Source organism: Hymenobacter qilianensis (assembly GCF_014489555.1).
Lineage (GTDB): Bacteria > Bacteroidota > Bacteroidia > Cytophagales > Hymenobacteraceae > Hymenobacter > Hymenobacter qilianensis.
Window position 1 is genome coordinate 162,521 of the sequence record NZ_CP060784.1, and the last position, 18,205, is coordinate 180,725.

Sequence of the window (18,205 nt, forward strand, 5' to 3'; positions counted from 1 at the left end):
GCCCCCCAGCTTACTACCCTATGCCCGTGCCGTGCGATGTGCCCGGTTCAGAGCTCACCCCGCCGGGACTTTTAGCCTGATGGGAAGCCCAACCCTCACTCGCTTCCCGGAGTGGCTGACCAGCCGCCCCCTAAAGCCCGATATAATTCAATGAGCAGCAGAAATTGCTCCCGGCGGGTGTTGGCTAAGTTAAGCTCTGCTTCTAGGGCGCTCCGCTGGGCCGTGATTACCTCCAGATAGGTGGCGTAGCTGGCCGTGTACAGATCATTGGAAATCTCGACGGCTTTGGTGAGGGCTACCACCTCCTGCGCCTGCAGCTCGTACACGCGGCGGTAGTTTTCCACCCCGCGCAGGCTCGTGGTTACCTCCTGAAAGCCAGTTTGCACGGCCTGCTGGTAGCCGTAGTAGGCGGCTTGCTGCTGCGCAGTGGCCTGGCTGAGAGCGGCTTTGAGGAAATTGCGGTTCAGGAGCGGGGCCGATAAATTCGCCAGCGCCCCCAGGGCCAGCGAGCTGGGCGTGGCAAAAAGCAGCGAAGACTTGTAGGCATTCAGGCCAACGTAAGGCGACAGCGTGAGGGCGGGCAGGAAGGCGGCGCGGGCGGCAGACACGTCGGCGCGGGTGGCGACCAGCTCCAGCTCGGCGCGCTGCACATCGGGGCGACGCAGGAGCATGGTGGAGGGCAAGCCGGCCACCACCACGGCCGGCAGCTCCTGCTCCCGGATGGGGCGCCCGCGCCGGATGGGCTGGGGGTAGCGGCCCAGCAGCCGGTTTATCTCGTTTTCGGCCCTAATGATGCTTTGATTTACTACTGCTTGCAGGCTCTGGGTACGCAGCAGCTGAGCCGTGAACTGCTGCACGGCCAGCTCCGTCGCCCGGCCGCCCAGCTTTTGCAGCTTCACGATTTCCAGGGCCCGCTCCTGCAAGCGCAGGTTTTTGCCGATTACTTCATTCTGGGTGTCCAGGGCCAGCAGCTCGTAGTACAGACTGGCAACCTGCGCCACCAGGGCCGTCTGCACCAGGCGGCGGCCTTGCTCCGTGGCCAGCAAACGCGCAATAGCGGCCTTGCGCCGGCTGCGCAAACGGCCCCAGATGTCTATTTCCCAAGCACTACTGAGGCCCAGAAAATAATCGGTGGTGGGCGTAGGAATGGCGCGGCCGTCGTTGGTGGTATTGGGGCCGCGGGTGCCATTGGGCGGAAAACGGTCGACGCTGACGGAGGCGCCCGCATCTACGCGGGGCAATAATGCGCCGCGCGCGATGCGCACGTTGGCCCGCGCTACCTCCACGCGCTGCAGGGCAATGAGCAGATCAGGATTGGCTTGCAGGGCCGTGTCCAGCAGCCCTACCAGGCGCGGATCGGCGAAAAACTGGCGCCAGGGAATGGCGGCAATACTACTGGTATCGGAGCCGGCGCCGGCAAACGTAGCGGGCGCGGGGGCAAATTCTGCTTGGCAATGGGCTGACTTACCTGGCAGCTGCTCACCAACAGCAGCCCCGCCGCCAAGGCCAGCCACTGCCGGGTGCGGCCGGAGAAAGATGATTTATTGGAAGCTATCAACGGATTCATACAACAGAATTAAACAGTCGCGGGCTCGGCCTCCATTAGCACAGGCTCCGATAATGGCTCTTCTTTCGCCGGCTTTTTATCCCGGGAAAACAGCACGTACAGGCCCGGAATCAGGATTACGCCGAAGATGGTACCGATGAGCATGCCGCCCGCCGCCGCTGTGCCGATGGAGCGGTTGCCCAGCGCGCCCGCTCCGGTGGCGAGGCAGAGCGGAATCAGGCCGGCCACGAAGGCGAAGGAGGTCATCAGGATGGGCCGCAGGCGGGAACGGGCGCCTTCCACGGCCGCGTCGAGCACAGAAGCACCTTCCTGGCGGCGCTGCACGGCAAATTCGATGATGAGAATGGCGTTTTTACCCAGCAAGCCTACTAGCATCACCAGCGACACCTGGGCGTAGATGTTGTTTTCCAGCCCCAGTAATTTCAAGGATAAAAACGCCCCGAAAATACCCGTGGGCAAGCTCAGCAGCACCGGCAGCGGCAGAGCAAAGCTCTCGTACTGAGCCGCCAGCAGCAGATACACGAACACGAGCACAATGCCGAACACGTACAGGGCCTGGTTGCCGGAGATGATCTGCTCGCGGGTCATGCCGCTCCACTCGTAGGTGTAGCCGCGGGGCAGCTCTTCGGCGGCCACGCGGGCCACGGTGCTGATGGCGTCGCCGGAGCTGAAGCCGGGGGCCGCGTCGCCGTTGAGCAGAGCCGAGGTGTACATGTTGTAGCGAGTGAGCTGCTCGGGGCCGTACACGCGCTCCAGGCGCACAAAAGTGGAGAAGGGCACCATCTCGCCCCGGTCGTTTTTCACGTACAGGTTCAGCAAATCGTCGGGCTTGGTGCGGAAGCCGGGGGCGGCCTGCACCATCACCTTGTACATCTGCCCGAAGCGAATGAAGTTGGTGGCGTAGTACGAGCCCATCAGGGTTTGCAGGGTTTGCATGGCCCGCGCCACGGTCACGCCCTTCTTGGCGGCCAGGTCGTTGTCCACGTGAATCAGGTACTGCGGAAAGCTGGGGTCGAAGCCGGAAAAGGTATTATCCACCACGGGTGTCTTGTTCAGAGCCGTAATAAAATCCTGCGTTACGCGGGCCGTCTGCTGCAAGTCGCCGCGGCCGGTGCGGTCGAGCACGCGCAGCTCGAAACCACCGGCGTTGCCGAAGCCCGGCACCGTGGGGGGCAAAAAGAACTGAATCTGGGCGTCGGTGATGCCTTTGGTTTTGGCCGTGAGCTCCGCCATCAGCTCCTGCACCGACTGCCGGCGCTGGTCCCAGGCTTTGAGGTTGATCATGCCCATGCCGTAGGAAGCGCCCGACACGTCGTTCATCAAACTAAAGCCCGCCAGGGTCGAGACGGACTCCACGGGCTCCAGCTTCTGGGCCACGCGCTGCACTGCGTCGAGCACGCGACCGGTGCGCTCCACGGTGGCGCCGGGCGGCGTCGTCACGTTGATGTAAATCATGCCCTGATCTTCGGTCGGGATAAAGCCGGTGGGCAGAATGGTGCTGACGCCCCAGGTAGCGGCGAAGAAAAACACCAGCAGCCCCACCGTGACGAGGCGGCGCGCGGCCAGAGTGCGCACCAGGCGCTGGTAGCCGTCGGCGAAGGACTCATAGCGGCGGTTGAAGCCGGCAAAAAAGCCCCCAGCAGCCCTTTTCGCTCCTCCCCTTCCGCCACGGGCTTAAGCAGAAGCGCACACAAAGCCGGCGTGAGCGTGAGCGCATTCACACCTGAGATAACAATGGCAATGGCCAGGGTCAGCGAAAACTGGCGGTAAAACACGCCCACCGGCCCATCCATGAAGGAAACCGGAATGAACACGGCAGCCATAACCAGCGTGATAGCCACAATAGCCCCGCTGATTTCGCCCATGGCCTTGAGCGTGGCATCCATGGCGCTGAGGTGCTCCTCGTGCATTTTGGCGTGCACCGCTTCCACCACCACAATGGCGTTATCGACCACAATACCGATGGCCAGCACCAGGGCAAACAGGGTGAGCAGGTTGATGGAAAAGCCCAGCATCTGCATAAAAAACAGCGTACCGATGAGCGCTACCGGCACGGCCAGGGCCGGAATAAGCGTCGAGCGCCAGTCCTGCAAAAACAGAAACACAATCACGAATACCAGCAGAAAGGCCTCCACCAGCGTGCGTAGCACCTCGTGAATACTCGCGTCGAGGAAGCGCGACACGTCGTAGCTGATGTTGTAGTCCATGCCGGGCGGGAAGGACGTGGCTTTCAACTCTACCATGCGGGCCTTAACCTTTTCAATTACTTCGGAGGCGTTAGAGCCGGGCAGCTGCTTGAGCATGATAGCCGCCGAGGGCCGCCCATCCGACTTCGACAGCATCCGGTAGGTCTGCACGTCGAACTTCACGTCGGCCACGTCTTTGAGGCGAAGCACCGAGCCGTCGGCATTGGCCCGGATTACCACGTTTTCGTACTGCTCAGGCCGAAACAGCTTGCCCGTATAGCGCAGCACGTACTGCAACACCTGGGCCTGCTGGCCCGAGCTTTCCCCGGTGCGACCGGGGCAGCCTCCACGTTCTGGGCCTGAATAGCCGCGATGATTTCCTCGGTCGACACGTTGTAGGCCAGCATGCGGTCGGGCTGGAGCCAGACCCGCATGGCGTACTCCCGAGAGCCCTGAATCTCGGCCAGCCCCACGCCCTTGATGCGCTTAAGCTCCTGCAATACATTGATATCGGCGAAGTTGTAAATAAACTTCTCGCCCACCGTGGGGTCGTCACTCACCACGTTCAGGTACATGAGCATGGAGTTCACCTCCTTTTCGGTGGTTACGCCGGCCCGGATTACTTCTTCGGGCAGCTCGTCGATGATTGTGGTCACGCGGTTCTGCACGGCCACGGCCGCGATGTCGGGGTCGGTGCCCACCTCGAAGAACACCTGAATAAGCGTCGTGCCATTGTTAGTGGTCACGGTGCTCATGTAAGTCATGCCCGGCACCCCATTGATGGCCCGCTCTAGGGGCGTGGCCACGGCTTTGGCGCACACCTCGGCGTTGGCGCCGGTATACTTGGCCTTCACCGCCACCGAGGGCGGCACGATGTCGGGAAACTGGGTGATGGGCAGGGTAAAAAACGCCAGCACCCCCAGCAGTGTGATAAAGAGCGAGATAACCAGCGACAGGACGGGGCGCCGGATGAATATGTTGAACATAGCAATGAGTTATTCTGGTCGGATAATGATCTGCGTGACGGGCGGCGTCTTACTCCGCGGCCACCAGCATGCTGCTCAGCGTGACCGGGCGGGGGGCAATTTTAGCCCCATCGCGCAGGTCCTGAATGCCTTCGCAGACGACCCGCTCGCCGGGCTTCAGACCCGCCTGCACAACGTAGAAAGCCGAGAGCCGGGTTTGGGGCACGAAGTTTTTGCGGTGCACCGTATTCTGCTTATCCACCACATACACGTAGTTTTTATCCTGCACCTCAAACACGGCCGTTTGGGGCACCAGCACGGCATCGGGGACAGTGTTGGTGAGGCGCACCTTGCCCGTGGCTCCGTGTCGGAGCAGGCCGGTGGGGTTGTCAAATCGGGCCCGAAACGCGATGGAGCCGATATTAGACTTGAACTGCCCCTCCACCGTTTCGATTTTGCCCGCCGAGGGGTACGTCGTGCCGTCGGCCAATACCAGGCGCACCACGTTGGAACTGCGGGCCGGGTCCTGCTGGCGGGTTTTCACGTATTCCAGGTACTCTCCCTCCGACACGTTGAAGTAAGTAAATACCTCCCGCGCGTCCGACACGGTAGTGAGCAGGGTGCCATTGGCAATAAGGCTACCGACTTTGAGTAGTTCCCGGTTCAGTACCCCATCAAACGGAGCACGCACGGTGGTGTAGTCCAGCATCAGCGACGCATTGGCTACCGCAGAGCGGGTTTCCGCTATGGTCGATTGGGCGGCCCGCAGCTTGGCCTGGGCCACATCGAGCTCGGTTTTGGAGATGATATTCTTCTCCGTGAGCATGCGCACGCGGTCCAGCTCTAGGTCGGCGACGCGGGCCTGGGCCGTGGCGTTGCTCAGCGCGGCGCGGGCGCGGGCTACCCGGGTGCGGTACTCGGCATCGTTTATCTTAAAAATGGGCTGCCCTTTCTTCACGGGTTGACCTTCATCCACGTAAATCTTCTCCAGAAAGCCTGCTACCCGCGCTCGCAGCTCTACGTTGCGCACCGCCTGAATATCAGCCACGTACTCGCGGGTCAGCACCGTATCGCGGGCCACGAGGCGGGTAACGGGCAGCTCCGGGGTTTCCTCAACGAGGACGGCGCCGCCCTCCCCTTTGGTGCCACAGCCAAAAAAGCCCCCCAGCAGGAGAGCAAGCATCCCGCAAAGCCACGGCCGGCGGTTGGTGAAGGAAGAAGGGCTGGGTTGGCGATACACTGCGGTAGTGGTTAAGGTTGGGGGGCTTTTTTTAGTCGTTGAACTGGGCCAGCGGCTCGGCGGTAGCAGGGGGCATGTACCCCAGCAAGCTGTCTTTGCGGTGCTGCTCGGCCTGACAGCGGGCCAGCAGCCGCTGGGTGAGTTGGAGCTCGGCAGCGGTTTCCGTGGCGTCGGGCTCCTCAGTCAGCGCGGGCGTTGCGGGCTGGGTCGTGCGCCAGCTCAGCAGATAGCAGTTCAGCCCCGCCGACAGCACCAAGGTGGCAATCAGGAGGTAAGTCAGGGCTTGGTGGCGGGTGTTCTTCTGCATGAGTATGCGCTCCAGTGTAGTACAAAGGAGGCCCCACCACATTAGAATGAGATGAGAAGCAGATTAGAAGATATTAAAAAGCCGGCGGCTGGTGGCCTTATTCCGCCACAGCCGGCAGCCACACACCGACCGTACTGCCCTGGTTCAGCACAGAAACCAGCGTAATTTGCCCCCCGTGCAGCTGCACAATCTTCTGGGTGAGGGCCAGGCCCAGGCCATAGCCCGGCTGAGCGGTACCGTTGGCGGCGCGATACAGCGGCTCAAATACCCGGCGGATTTCATGCGGCGCGATACCGATCCCGGTGTCCGTCACGCGCACCTCCAGCGTCTGTGCGTCGGCGTAGCCCAGGCTCACCGTCACGGAAGCTTGGGAGTATTTGCAGGCGTTATCGAGCAGATTAAAAATAGCCGTCGTCAGTAGCTGAGCGTTGCCGGGCACCATAAATACGTCGGCATCAGTGGTAGGCAGGGGGCCAAATTCCAGGCGCAGGTCGCGGTCGGGACACTTGGCGCGGGCGTAGTCCAGTGCCTGCGCTACGCACTCGTCCAGGCGCACCGGCTCCGTGGGCAGCAAGCCCGAATCGGCTTTGGCCAGGGCCAGCAGGCCATTCGTAAGCTCGACCAAGTGACGCACTTCCTCGATGCCGGAGCGTAGGCTCTGGCGGGTGTCGGCCAGCGTCGCGTCGTAGTCGAGGGAGGTTTCCAGGGTGCCCAATAAGTTGGCCAGGGGCGTGCGCAGCTGGTGGGAAGCGTGGGCCAGAAAGCTCTTCTGCGACTCAAAGGCCTGCTCCAGGCCGGCCAGCATTTGATTAAACGTAATGGCCAACTGTGCAATCTCGTCGCGCTGGTTGCCTTCATCCACGCGCTGACTCAGGCTGGAGGCGGTAATTTTTTCCACCTGCCGCACCACCCGCGAAATCGGCTTGAGCGACTCATCGGCGAAATACCAACCCGCCAGAATGATAAGCACCAGTGCCCCCACGTTGCCCACGAGCAGAATCAGCCGGAGCTTTTCGAGCTGAGCCCAGCCAAACTCATCAATACCCGAAGTGAAAATCCGGTAGGCTCTGCCCTCATGCTCATAAAGCAGGCCCACCGTTTCGCGCCGGCCCGTGGCAAAGTGTACGGGCTTTTCAGGTGTAATCCTGCTCAGGTACAGCATGTTCTGCGCCTGACTTATTGTATCGGAACTGAGGTAGAGCAAGCGGCCACCGGGCCCGTAGATGCTCACCTGCTCGCCCACCAGCGTCAGCAGGTCGCGCCGCCGGAAAGCCCCGAAAAACCCTTTCGACAAGCTGCCCCGCTTAATCAGCATGCGGCCCGACAGGGCCGCTTTGCCCGTGAGGCGATTGGTGAAGCGCTGCTCGCGGGAGGCGGCGTGGAAATAGTACACGAAAGCTGAAAAGCTGAGCTGAATGGCCAGCACCAACAGGGTAAAGCGCAGAATCAGTTTGTTGCGGATCAGCATGGGCCGGGGCTATCCTTCACGCAGCACGTAGCCCATACCCACAACGGTATGAATAAGTTTGGGCGAGAAGTCACGATCCAGCTTCTTACGCAAGTAGCTCACATACACGTCAATGACGTTGGTATTGGTGTCAAAATCCAGCTCCCACACCCGCTCGGCGATATCCACCCGCGACACGATTTTTCCCCGATTCAGCAGCAGGTATTCCAGCAGCGCGTACTCGCGGGTAGTCAGGTCGATGCGCTGGCCCTGGCGGGTGACGGTTTTGGCGTCTAGGTTCAGTTCCAGGTCGGCCAGGCGCAGCACCTGTTTTATTGCCGCCGCGTCGGAGCGGCGCTTGGTGAGCGCGCGGGCCCGGAGCAGCAACTCCTTGAAAGCAAAGGGTTTGACCAGGTAGTCATCGGCGCCCGCCTCAAAGCCCATGACTTTATCGTCGAGGCTGTCCAGGGCCGTCAGCATCAGCACGGGCAAATGGCTGTTATCGGCCCGAATGAGGCGGCACAGCTCAAATCCGTTGATATAAGGCAGGTTTACATCCAGAATCACCAGCTCGTAGATATGCTGTTGAAACAGGGACCGGCCCATCTGCCCGTCGTAGGCTACGTCCAGCTCGTAGCCTTCGTTCTCAAAGCCTTTTTTAACAAAGGAAGCCAACTTGGGCTCGTCCTCCACGAGTAGTATTTTCATTTAATATCCGTTGTGAATAACCGCTCCCTATTAATCCGGTCTTGCTATTCCGATGCCTGGCCGCTCCGGTCGAACCCTTGGTACAACTGGCCTGCCGCAAACTTTGGAACTGATGTAGTACGTACGGGCCGGCTTCCTGCTTTAGCCCGCTGATTAGGAGCCAAAGGAGCGCGTTGGAGGTAGTCAAGGCAATACTACCGATGCTAATACTAAGCCCAAGGTATTCTGTCGAAATAAATCCTTTTTGGGACAAAAATATTCTAAAACCAATAATAATTATTACGAATTTTTGAAGATATTCAATAGCACATTCAGCGGAACCCCTGATATACGTGGGTCTACCCCTTCCCGTGTCAGATTCCCGCTTTCCTTATTGGTTCTAATGAGCACCTCACATATCCATTCTTTCTCTTTCAGCCTACTGCCATGAATTCAATCCTCCGTTACCTGCGCTGGCGGCTGCTCGTGCTGCTGCTACTAGGTTGCCTGAATAGCTGCCAGTACTTCTATCCGGAGAAAGAAAATCCAATTCCTCGTCCTCCCGTCTCCCGGGGCCAAGACCTGTTTGTCTCGGCCACCCAGATTGTGACTATGCCTAAGGCCCAGCTTCAAGCCTTAGCGACCAATGCTGGCTTTGGCGCTTTTGCCCCCCAGCTGCTCTACGACGTAACTTTTTACAAATTTATTTATAAGACTACCTACCAAGGCCAGCTGCTACAAGTCTCGGGTTTGCTAGGAATACCTTTAAATACCCCCCGCCCACCGGCCCTGCTCAGCGCCCAGCACGGCACCATGTTCCGTCATGCCGATGCGCCCTCGAACTTCCCCGCTACCTTCAGTGGCTTGGAACTGTTTGCTTCCGCTGGCTTTGTCACTATCATCCCCGACTACATTGGCCTGGGCGTGTCCCAGCACCTGGTTCAGCCTTTTTACGACAAACAGAGCTCGGCCGCGACCGTCGTGGATATGCTGAAAGCCGCCCGCTACTACTTGCAGCGGCAGCAAGTGCCTCTCAACCAGCACCTGTTTCTGGTTGGCTACTCCCAAGGCGGCTACGTGACGCTGGCTGCCCAGCAGGAGCTGGAAACCAACCCCCGGCACCAGCTGCCGCTTACCGCCGCCGCGGCCGGGGCGGGCGGCTACGACCTGCCGGGCATGCTCACCGGCATTGCCACGACGCCCACCTATGTGAACCCGGCTTTTCTGGCCTTGTTTCTACAAGGCTACAACACGACTTACGCCTGGAACCGCCCCCTGACCGACTTCTTTCGGGCCCCGTACGCGGCGAAGATTCCAGCCCTGCTCGACGGCACCAAGACCCGGGAGGAAATCAATGCGGAGCTGACTACCAGCCCGGCCACGTTGTTTACCCCCGCCTTTTACGCCGGCCTTAATGCCCCCACCGGCGAAGTGGTCTTGCGGCAACAGCTGGTCGCCAACAGCTTTTTCGGGTGGGCCCCGCAGCGCCCCACGCGCCTTTACCACGGCACGAACGATGAGAGCGTATTCTTTGCCACGTCCGTCTCCACCTTTGCCCAGTTTCAGGCCGCCGGAGCGCCTAATGTGGCCTTCTTCCCAATCCCCGGCGGTACGCACCAGACCAGTATTGGCCCTATGATGGCCAATGCCCTACCCTGGCTGCAAAGCCTGGATCAATAACCGTAAAGTTGATGCTTTGAAGAATCTCATGGCATGGGCTTCATCCGAACTTTGATTCCCTGGCTTCCAACTAAAATGGAAACATGTAAGCCAGTTCTCTTATGGACCGCTGAGCCCAGCAAAGGCGGTAGGCGCGGTAGTTGGGCTTGGTTAAGCTTGACGGCCACCCACTGCAAGGTATAGTCTTGGGCCAACAACAATCCCGTCAGACAGTTAGCCTGGTGCTCGCGGGCGTTGGTGCTCCCGCTCCTCCCACTCGCCTCTATCGGAAAAGCGGATTTTCGACCCCGTGATGGCAATTTCTCCCAAGTGCTTGGCGACTTCGTAGCGCAGGTTGGCATCCAGGTAGGTATAAACCTGGTGACACACCACAACAAATACCACCAGATACGCGGCGGCCACCAGCGCGGCGGTAGCTAGCATATAGTGCAGGGCAATCCGGCTTTTAAACGTCAGGGCCATCTAGTCGCGGGCGACATAGCCAATGCCGCGAATGGTTTGAAGATAATCTTCGTCCTTGCTCAGGCGCAGCTTTTTGCGCAGGGCATTCATGTACACGTCAATCACGCCGGTGTTGTACTCGAAGCGAATGTCCCATACGTTCTCGATGATGCTCTGGCGGCGGCACACGTTGCCTTTGTGGCGCAGCAGATACTCTAGCAGCGCAAATTCTTTCTGGGTCAGGCTCACTTCATCACCCCCGGAACACCTGATGAGTGGCCACGTCCAGTCGGATGGGGCCGACGGCAAACTGCTCGGTAGAGGCCGGCCGCGGGCGCAGCTGCACCCGGATGCGCTCCAGCAGCTCATCAAAGTGGAACGGCTTTTTGATGTAGTCATTGGCCCCGGCCTGCAAGCCGGCAATGGTATCCTGCACGGTGTCTTTGGCAGTCAGAAAAATCAGCGGCGTAGCTATGTGCGCCGCCCGCAGCTGCCGGCAGATTTCCAAGCCCGTGAGGCCGGGCAGCATCCAGTCCACCAGCAGCAGGTCGTAGGGCTGAGCGAGGGCTTGAGCGAGACCAGCAGGACCGGTATCGGCCACATCCACGGCGTAGGCTTCCTCCTCCAGGCCTTGCTTGAGGAAACGGGCAATGCCGGGCTCGTCTTCTACAAGTAAGTAAAATGCGCATACCAGTTGGGCAGTAAGTAGGCACGGGAGACAACGCGCGGCCGGCCGGTTTCCAAGCTACGAACCTAACGCTATTCCGAAGCCGAAGATGCAGTTGGGCCCGGTGCAAGCTGCATTTTGAGAAAATCTTAAGGCATTTGTAAGCAGCTTTTGAGTCTTAGGGGCGTTCTTTGCCCCTTGAAACTTAGCCGGCCCGGCCGGAATTGCCCCCCAGCTATGCAGTCTTTCGTTGCCCTGCTCCTGTGCGTGCTGGCCCTGGCCGGTGGCTTACTGCCCCGCCACGACCTGGCTGAGCTGGGCCGGCTGCCGCGCTTGCTGGAGCATTACCGTCAGCACCAGGCTACCTTCGAGGCCCTCACTTTCGCCGAGTTTCTGGCCCTGCACTACGGCCGCCCAGGGCAGGCCGCACCCACGCCGGAGCACCAGGGCTTACCCCTGCACGACGGCCACTATGCCCCGGTGCCCGTTATCTGCACGGGGCCGCTGCTGGTATGCCTGCCAGTGGTAGGCTTCCGCGCCTGGCCCGCGCTGGCTTACTCCCCCGCCGATAGCCCGCGATACCCCGGTGGCCACGCGCCGGCCTGCTGGCAGCCGCCCTGCGCCTGAGCCGCTCGCCGGCCAAGGTGCCGAGTTTCTGCTTTCTTTTATTATGGTGTTTTATGGTGCCTGTCGGCTCTTTTGCTGAGTGCCGACGGCAGCGCTTCGAAGAGTAGCCCCGAGCTACTGCGCCCCCGCCGAGGCTGGGGCCGCGCCGCCCATTTGCCCATTTTACCTTTCCCGATGCTTTCTAAAATTATTGCTGCCAGCATCCACAACAAGCTGTTTGTAGTGCTGCTGGTGCTGGCCCTCATCGGCTGGGGCGGCTATTCGCTCGTACACCTGCCGCTTGATGCCATACCTGACGTGACCAACAATCAGGTGCAGGTGCTTACCCAAAGCTCCTCCCTGGCCGCCCAGGAAGTAGAGCAGCTGCTCACCGTGCCCCTGGAATTGCAGCTGCGCACTATCCCCGGCGTGACGGAAATCCGCTCCATCTCCCGCTTTGGGCTGTCGGTGATTACGGTGGTATTCGACGACGACGTGCCTACGCTGCAAACCCGGCAGCTGGTGGCCGAAAAGCTAACCACCGCCCAGGTCGACCTCGGCGGCACTCTGCCCCAGATGGCCCCGATTACCACCGGCCTGGGCGAGATTTTTCAGTATACTATTGCGGTCAAAAAGGGCCACGAAAACCAGTACTCGCTGGCCAAGCTGCGCGACGTGCAGGACTGGCTGGTGAAGCGCCAGCTGGCCGGCGTGCCCGGCGTGGTGGACGTGAGCAGCTTCGGCGGCATGGTGCGCCAGTATGAGGTGAGCGTAAATCCCGACCGCCTCAACGCGGCCGGCGTGACCATGCCCGAGCTGTTTGCGGCTTTGCAGAACAACAATGCCAACACCGGCGGCAGCTACCTGGAGCGCGGCCCCAACGCCTACTTCATCCGGGGCGAGGGCCGCGTGAACTCGCTTCAGGATATTGGTACCATCGTCATCAAGCAGGCCAGCCAGAACGCGCCCCTACTGGTGCGCGACGTGGCCGACGTGCGCTTCGGCCACTCGGCCCGCTATGGGGCCATGACCCGCAACGGCCGGGGCGAAACCGTGGGCGGCATCGTGCTCATGCTCAAGGGTGCCAGCTCCGAGCAAACCATTAAGGGCGTGAAGGCACGCGTGGCCGAAATTCAGCAAAGCCTGCCGCCGGGCCTGGAAATACTGCCGTTTCTGGACCGCACCAAGCTCATCGACAAAGCCATTCACACGGTGAGCACCAACCTGCTGGAAGGTGGCGTAATTGTGGTGCTCGTGCTGCTGCTGCTGCTGGGCAACCTGCGCGCTGGCCTAGTGGTGGCTTCCATGATACCGCTGTGCATGCTGTTTGCGCTGGGCATGATGCGCACATTTGGCGTGTCGGCCAACCTAATGAGTCTGGGGGCGCTGGACTTCGGGCTGATTGTGGACGGGGCCGTGATTATCGTGGAGGCCATGATTTTCCATATTGTTCACTTCCGCGCCCAGACGGAGCACGAAACCATGGACCAGGTGGCCGAAACGGCCGCCACCCGCATGATGCGCTCCGCTTTGTTCGGCCAGTTCATCATTCTTATCGTGTACTTTCCCATTCTGGCGCTGAGCGGTATTGAGGGCAAGATGTTCCGGCCGATGGCGCTTACCGTGAGCTTCGCCATCATCGGGGCCATGCTGCTGTGCCTGACCTACGTGCCGGCTGTGTCGGCGTGGGCCTTGCGCAAAGACATCAAGGAGGAAGGCACCGTGGCCGACCGCCTCATGAAGTTGCTGTACCGCGGCTACCGGCCGCTTATTGCCGGGGCGCTGCGCCTGCGCGGAGCAGTGGTGGCCGGCGCCGTGGGGCTGTTGGTGCTGACCGGCTGGCTGTTTTCGCGCATGGGGGGCGAATTTATCCCCCAGCTCGACGAGGGCGACTTTGCCGTGAACGTGACTCTGGCTCCGGGCTCCTCGCTCAGCCAGAGCATTGCCACCACTACCCAAGTGCAGCAGATTCTGCTAAAGAACTTTCCCGAAATCGAGCAGGTAGTGGGCAAAATCGGCACTTCTGAAATTCCCACTGACCCAATGGCCATGGAAGACTCCGACCAGATTGTGATTCTTAAGGACCAGAGCGAGTGGACTTCGGCCGACTCGCGGGTGGAGTTGGCCGACAAGATGAGTGCCGCCTTGGCCGACGTACCGGGCGTGAACCTGGAGTTTCAGCAGCCCATACAGATGCGCTTCAACGAGCTAATTTCGGGTGCCAAGTCGGACATCAGCATCAAGATTTACGGCGACGACCTGGCTTTGCTCTTCGAAAAAGCCACCCAGGCCGCCGCCCTCATTCGCCCGCTGGCCGGCGTGGGCGATTTGAAGGTAGAGCAGATTGCGGCCCTGCCCCAACTGCGCGTGACGTATGACCGCCAGAAGCTGGCCCAGTACGGCCTGAACGTACAGGACCTGAACACGCTGCTGCGCGCCTCCTTCGCCGGCGACGTGGCCGGGCAGGTGTACGAAGGCGAGCGGCGCTACGACCTGGTGGTCCGCCTCGACAGCCTGAGCCGGCTGGGCCTGGGCGACCTGCGCAACCTGTACGTGGATACGCCTGGGGGGCAAAAAGTGCCGCTGGAGGAAGTAGCCACCGTAGCCTACCGCAGCGCCCCCGCCCAGATTTCGCGCGACGATGCCCGCCGCCGCATCAACATCGGGGTGAACGTGCGCGGCCGCGACGTGCAGAGTCTGGTGCAGGAAATTCAGGGCCGCCTAGATCAGGGTCTGAAATTGCCCCCCGGCTACACCGTCAAGTACGGCGGAGCGTTCGAGAATTTGCAGCAGGCCAAGGCCCGCCTGAGTGTGGTGGTGCCCATTTCGCTGCTGCTGATTTTTCTGCTGCTTTACCTCTCATTCAACTCCCTCAAGCAAGCCGCTTTAATTTTTACGGGCATTCCGCTGGCCACCATCGGCGGCATTCTTGCCTTGTGGCTGCGCGATATGCCCTTCAGTATTTCGGCCGGCGTGGGCTTCATTGCGCTGTTTGGGGTGGCGGTGCTCAACGGTATTGTGCTGGTGGCCAGCCTCAACGAGCTGGCGCTGGCCGGCGTGCGCAACGTGCGCGAGCGGGTCATGCGCGCCACGGCCGAGCGGTTCCGCCCGGTGCTGCTCACGGCGGCCGTAGCCTCCCTGGGTTTCCTGCCGATGGCCCTGAGCAACTCGGCTGGCGCGGAAGTGCAGAAGCCCCTGGCCACGGTGGTCATTGGGGGCTAATTACGGCCACCCTGCTCACCCTGCTGGTGCTGCCCGTGCTCTACACCTTCTTCACGAATGATGACGAGGAAGCACCAACCGCCGAAATGCCCCCCACCGCTCCAACTCCCGGTACCCGTCCGGCTGGTACGGCTCCGGCCGTGGCGTTAGGCCTGGCGTTATGGCTATTGCTGCCCCTCGGCGGCTTCGCCCAAACGACGCCGACGGCCCCGCTAACGCCGCCCGTGCCCACCGGGCCGCTGACGCTGGAACAGGCGTTGCAAACTGGCCTGAGCCAGAACCTGTCGGTGCAGGCGGCGGCGCTGTGGGTGCAACAGCAGCGCGCCCTCACCCGCACCGGCTACGACATTCCGCGCACCGTGCTCGACTATCAGCGCGGCCAGATTTCGGGCGGGCTGATTGACCAGAGCTTCAACGTAATCCAGCAAACCGCCCTGCCGGGCGTGTACGCCGCCCAGCGCCGCCTGCTGGAAAGCCAGGCCCTCACGGCCGAGCAGCGGGGCCGCGTGCAGCGTCGGGAGCTAAGCCAGAACATCCGCAGCAGCTACTACCAGCTGCTGCTCAGCTACCGCCGTGCCGCCCTACTGCGCCGCCAGGACAGCCTTTACCGCCGCGCCGCCCGGGCCGCCCGCATCCGCTACCAGGTGGGCGAAACCAACCGCCTGGAACAAGTATCGGCCGAGGCCCGCTCGCAGGAATTGCAAAACCGGCTGGCTACTACATTAGTCGATATCAGCGTGCAGCAGCAGCAGCTGGCTTTGCTGCTGGGCGCCGGCGTGGGCCGCATTGATACGCTGGCCAGTGTGGTAGCGCTCCTGGGTGCCGCCGACACCACGGCCCTGTCCGCCGACTCCAACCCGACACTGGGCTTACTGCGGCAGGAGGCGGCGCAAAGTCAGTTGCAAACCCGCGTGGAGCAGCTGCGCCGCCTGCCCGACGTGCGGGTGGGCTACTTCAACCAAAGCATTAATAAGGAGCGCGGCTTTCAGGTGGCGCAGGCCGGAATTTCGGTGCCGCTGCTGGGTGGGGCGCAGAAAAACCGCGTGGCTGCGGCCCGCATCGGCGAGCAGGTGGCCGAAAACCAGCTGACCTACGCCACCACCCAGCTCGCCGGGCAGGCCCAACAGCTGCGCCAGCAGCTGCGTCGCGCCCGCGCCTCCCTCGATTACTATGAGCAGGCGGCTCTGCCGCAAGCCCGTCTCATTCTGAGCACCGCCGAAAAGAGCTTCCGCGCCGGCGACATTGATTACGTGACTTATGTGGTGAATACCGAGCCCGCTTGGCAGATTCAGCAGGCCTACTTGGAGCAGGTGAGCCGCTACAATGAGTTCGTTATTGCCCTGCAAGCCCTGAACGGTGCCGACTAATCTCCTGTTCTTCTGCACTCTACTTTCCTAATTGGCTACTCAGCGTTCCGGCGCTCCTGCTTTATGAGATTTCCCTTGTCTTTCCCATTCCCTTCTTTCTTGCTGACTCTAATGCTGACGGGCCTGCTTACCGGTTGCGGCGATTCAGCCGCCAAAACCGAACCGGTCAACGCTCCCGCCGCTTCTGTCCACCCCGACCAGGTCACGATTTCCGCCGCTCAAGCCAAGGCCGCGGGTATCACGCTGGGGGGCTTTTCCCGCCAGAATATGGCTTCCGAAGTGCTGGCCAACGGCGTGATTGACGTGCCGCCCCAAAACATGGTGTCCATTTCGGCGGTGCTGGGCGGCTATGTGCAGCAGGTGAAGGTGCTGCCCGGTCAGTTCGTGAAAAAGGGGGCCGTGGTAGCTGTGCTCCGTCACCCCGACTACCTCAAGGTCCAGCAGGACTACCTGCAAAGCCGGGCCCGGGTGCAGTTTCTGACCCAGGACCTGGAGCGCCAACGCATTCTCGACGTGGAAGACGTGGGGGCCAAACGCAAGCTCCAGCAGGCCCAGGCCGACTACGCCACCGAGCAGGCCGCCGTGCGCAGCCTCGCCGCCCAGCTAACTCAGCTAAACATTTCGCCCAGCCGCCTGGCTGCCTCCGGCCAGATTCAGCCCACCGTCGCGCTGACTACGCCGCTGGCGGGCTACGTGAAAACGGTGGGCATCAACCCCGGCCAGTTTGTGAACCCCCAGGACGTGCTGGTGGAAGTGGTGGACCGCTCCGATTTGCACCTCCAGCTCAAGGTATTTGAGCGCGACATTGCCCGCGTACAGCTGGGCCAGCCCATCCTGTTCACAGTGCCCAGCCGCCAGACCGCCGGCGAAATTCTGCGGGCGCGCGTGTTTCTGGTGGGCAAAGCTTTCGACGACAACGCCCGCACCGTGACCGTGCACGCCCACCTCGAAGGCCGCGCCGCCGAAACTCTGCTGCCCGGCCAGTACGTGGCCGCCCGCATCCAGACGGCCGGCCAGCGCGTGCGCACCCTGCCCGAGGAGGCCATTATTCAGGCCGGCGAGCTGAGCTACGCCTACGCACAAACCGCTGCCACCGACAGCACCGCCACCTTCCGGCGGGTGAAGATCAAGCCCGGCGCCGCAGCCCACGGCGACGTGGCCGTAACGCCCCTGGAAGCCGTGCCGGACACAACCCGGCTGGTGCAGCGCGGCACGTATTTCCTGGATGCCGAGCGCGGCAAAGGCCAGGCCGACGAGGAGTAACCGGCACCGGACCGGGCTAGTTGGGGGGCTTTTTTAAGACAATCTTAAGACGGCGCGCATACAAAGCCCAGCCAACAACGCGTTATTCGCATAGTTCAATTACACTCGCCTTGCAGCGACGCTTCTTTTGCGTGAGCTGAAGTGGTCTTGTGGCTTGGCTAACGAACCAATTTAGCCTTAAAAATTCAACTTGACTCATATAATTAGTTATTCTGCTCGATTGTCAGCCGCGGCTTTGCGCTGTTGCCATCGGCGGTGTGCCCGAGTAAGCCGGCTTGCTTTTGTTTAATTCTGCCGAACGTCGAATGGTTTAATAGTCAGCCTGCATTTCTTAAGACTTACTTAAGAAACTATCGCGGCGGAAACCCTGATGTAGGGAACACGGTTTGCGTTTTTAATCCGGTTTTAATATCTTCTCTCCTCTATTTTTCCGCCATGCGTTTCCTCTCGTTTTGTCTGTTGCTGCTGCTAACCATAGCGGGCGCGCAGGCCCAGGCGCCGGTCATCACCTGGCACACCGACCTTGCCGGGGCCTTGCAGCAAGCCAAGGCCACCCACAA

General features: G+C 61.1%; 13 protein-coding genes and 1 pseudogene. 5 read left to right on the forward strand and 9 right to left on the reverse strand.

Going from position 1 to position 18,205, the window contains the following annotated elements:
- Nucleotides 1-95: 95 nt before the first annotated feature.
- The 6 genes and pseudogenes from H9L05_RS00730 to H9L05_RS00755 form a co-directional block, all read right to left on the reverse strand.
- Nucleotides 96-1,514 (reverse strand): efflux transporter outer membrane subunit, encoded by a 1,419-nt coding sequence (locus H9L05_RS00730; protein WP_223284646.1) that lies wholly within the window; start codon nt 1,512-1,514, stop codon nt 96-98.
- A 62-nt stretch (nt 1,515-1,576) separates the two neighbouring features.
- A pseudogene (locus tag H9L05_RS26620) lies at nt 1,577-4,739 on the reverse strand (efflux RND transporter permease subunit).
- Between the two features lie 49 nt (nt 4,740-4,788).
- Nucleotides 4,789-5,958 (reverse strand): efflux RND transporter periplasmic adaptor subunit, encoded by a 1,170-nt coding sequence (locus tag H9L05_RS00740; RefSeq protein WP_223284647.1) that lies wholly within the window; start codon nt 5,956-5,958, stop codon nt 4,789-4,791.
- Between the two features lie 31 nt (nt 5,959-5,989).
- Nucleotides 5,990-6,265: a hypothetical protein gene (locus H9L05_RS00745; RefSeq protein ID WP_187732624.1), complete on the reverse strand. Its 276-nt coding sequence runs from the start codon at nt 6,263-6,265 to the stop codon at nt 5,990-5,992.
- 97 nt (nt 6,266-6,362) lie between these two features.
- Nucleotides 6,363-7,733, reverse strand: a complete 1,371-nt coding sequence (locus tag H9L05_RS00750; protein WP_187732625.1) for a HAMP domain-containing sensor histidine kinase — start codon at nt 7,731-7,733, stop codon at nt 6,363-6,365.
- 9 nt (nt 7,734-7,742) lie between these two features.
- Nucleotides 7,743-8,420, reverse strand: coding sequence for a response regulator transcription factor (locus H9L05_RS00755; protein ID WP_187732626.1), 678 nt, complete (start codon nt 8,418-8,420; stop codon nt 7,743-7,745).
- A gap of 426 nt (nt 8,421-8,846) precedes the next feature.
- Between H9L05_RS00755 and H9L05_RS00760 the strand changes: the two genes are divergently transcribed.
- Entirely contained in the window at nt 8,847-10,079 is a 1,233-nt protein-coding gene (locus tag H9L05_RS00760; protein ID WP_187732627.1) for an alpha/beta hydrolase, read from the forward strand.
- 213 nt (nt 10,080-10,292) lie between these two features.
- Here the strand turns inward: H9L05_RS00760 and H9L05_RS00765 are convergent, their stop codons facing one another.
- From H9L05_RS00765 to H9L05_RS00770, 3 genes are read right to left on the reverse strand one after another with little or no spacing between them, the layout of a single operon-like run.
- Nucleotides 10,293-10,541, reverse strand: a complete 249-nt coding sequence (locus tag H9L05_RS00765) for a hypothetical protein (RefSeq protein ID WP_187732628.1) — start codon at nt 10,539-10,541, stop codon at nt 10,293-10,295.
- Nucleotides 10,542-10,769 (reverse strand): helix-turn-helix domain-containing protein, encoded by a 228-nt coding sequence (locus H9L05_RS25620; protein WP_308422009.1) that lies wholly within the window; start codon nt 10,767-10,769, stop codon nt 10,542-10,544. It lies immediately after the preceding gene.
- A gap of 4 nt (nt 10,770-10,773) precedes the next feature.
- Nucleotides 10,774-11,214, reverse strand: a complete 441-nt coding sequence (locus tag H9L05_RS00770; protein WP_308422024.1) for a response regulator transcription factor — start codon at nt 11,212-11,214, stop codon at nt 10,774-10,776.
- Between the two features lie 210 nt (nt 11,215-11,424).
- Between H9L05_RS00770 and H9L05_RS00775 the strand changes: the two genes are divergently transcribed.
- The 4 genes from H9L05_RS00775 (at nt 11,425) to H9L05_RS00785 (ending at nt 17,645) form a co-directional block, all read left to right on the forward strand.
- Nucleotides 11,425-11,814 carry a hypothetical protein gene (locus H9L05_RS00775; RefSeq protein WP_187732629.1) on the forward strand — a complete coding sequence of 130 codons (390 nt, stop codon included), beginning with the start codon at nt 11,425-11,427 and terminating at the stop codon, nt 11,812-11,814.
- Nucleotides 11,815-11,988: 174 nt separating this feature from the next.
- Complete coding sequence (locus H9L05_RS00780; protein ID WP_317175054.1) at nt 11,989-15,015, forward strand: efflux RND transporter permease subunit; 3,027 nt, start codon at nt 11,989-11,991, stop codon at nt 15,013-15,015.
- A gap of 26 nt (nt 15,016-15,041) precedes the next feature.
- Entirely contained in the window at nt 15,042-16,382 is a 1,341-nt protein-coding gene (locus H9L05_RS25625) for a TolC family protein (RefSeq protein ID WP_317175055.1), read from the forward strand.
- A gap of 99 nt (nt 16,383-16,481) precedes the next feature.
- Nucleotides 16,482-17,645 carry an efflux RND transporter periplasmic adaptor subunit gene (locus H9L05_RS00785; protein ID WP_187732630.1) on the forward strand — a complete coding sequence of 388 codons (1,164 nt, stop codon included), beginning with the start codon at nt 16,482-16,484 and terminating at the stop codon, nt 17,643-17,645.
- Nucleotides 17,646-18,205 lie beyond the last annotated feature (560 nt).

Coding starts and splice junctions, on each gene's coding strand:
- H9L05_RS00745 (WP_187732624.1), bottom strand. CDS start 6,265: ATGCAGAAGAACACCCGCCACCAAGCCCTGACTTACCTCCTGATTGCC.
- H9L05_RS00750 (WP_187732625.1), bottom strand. CDS start 7,733: ATGCTGATCCGCAACAAACTGATTCTGCGCTTTACCCTGTTGGTGCTG.
- H9L05_RS00755 (WP_187732626.1), bottom strand. CDS start 8,420: ATGAAAATACTACTCGTGGAGGACGAGCCCAAGTTGGCTTCCTTTGTT.
- H9L05_RS00760 (WP_187732627.1), top strand. CDS start 8,847: ATGAATTCAATCCTCCGTTACCTGCGCTGGCGGCTGCTCGTGCTGCTG.
- H9L05_RS00765 (WP_187732628.1), bottom strand. CDS start 10,541: ATGGCCCTGACGTTTAAAAGCCGGATTGCCCTGCACTATATGCTAGCT.
- H9L05_RS00775 (WP_187732629.1), top strand. CDS start 11,425: ATGCAGTCTTTCGTTGCCCTGCTCCTGTGCGTGCTGGCCCTGGCCGGT.
- H9L05_RS00780 (WP_317175054.1), top strand. CDS start 11,989: ATGCTTTCTAAAATTATTGCTGCCAGCATCCACAACAAGCTGTTTGTA.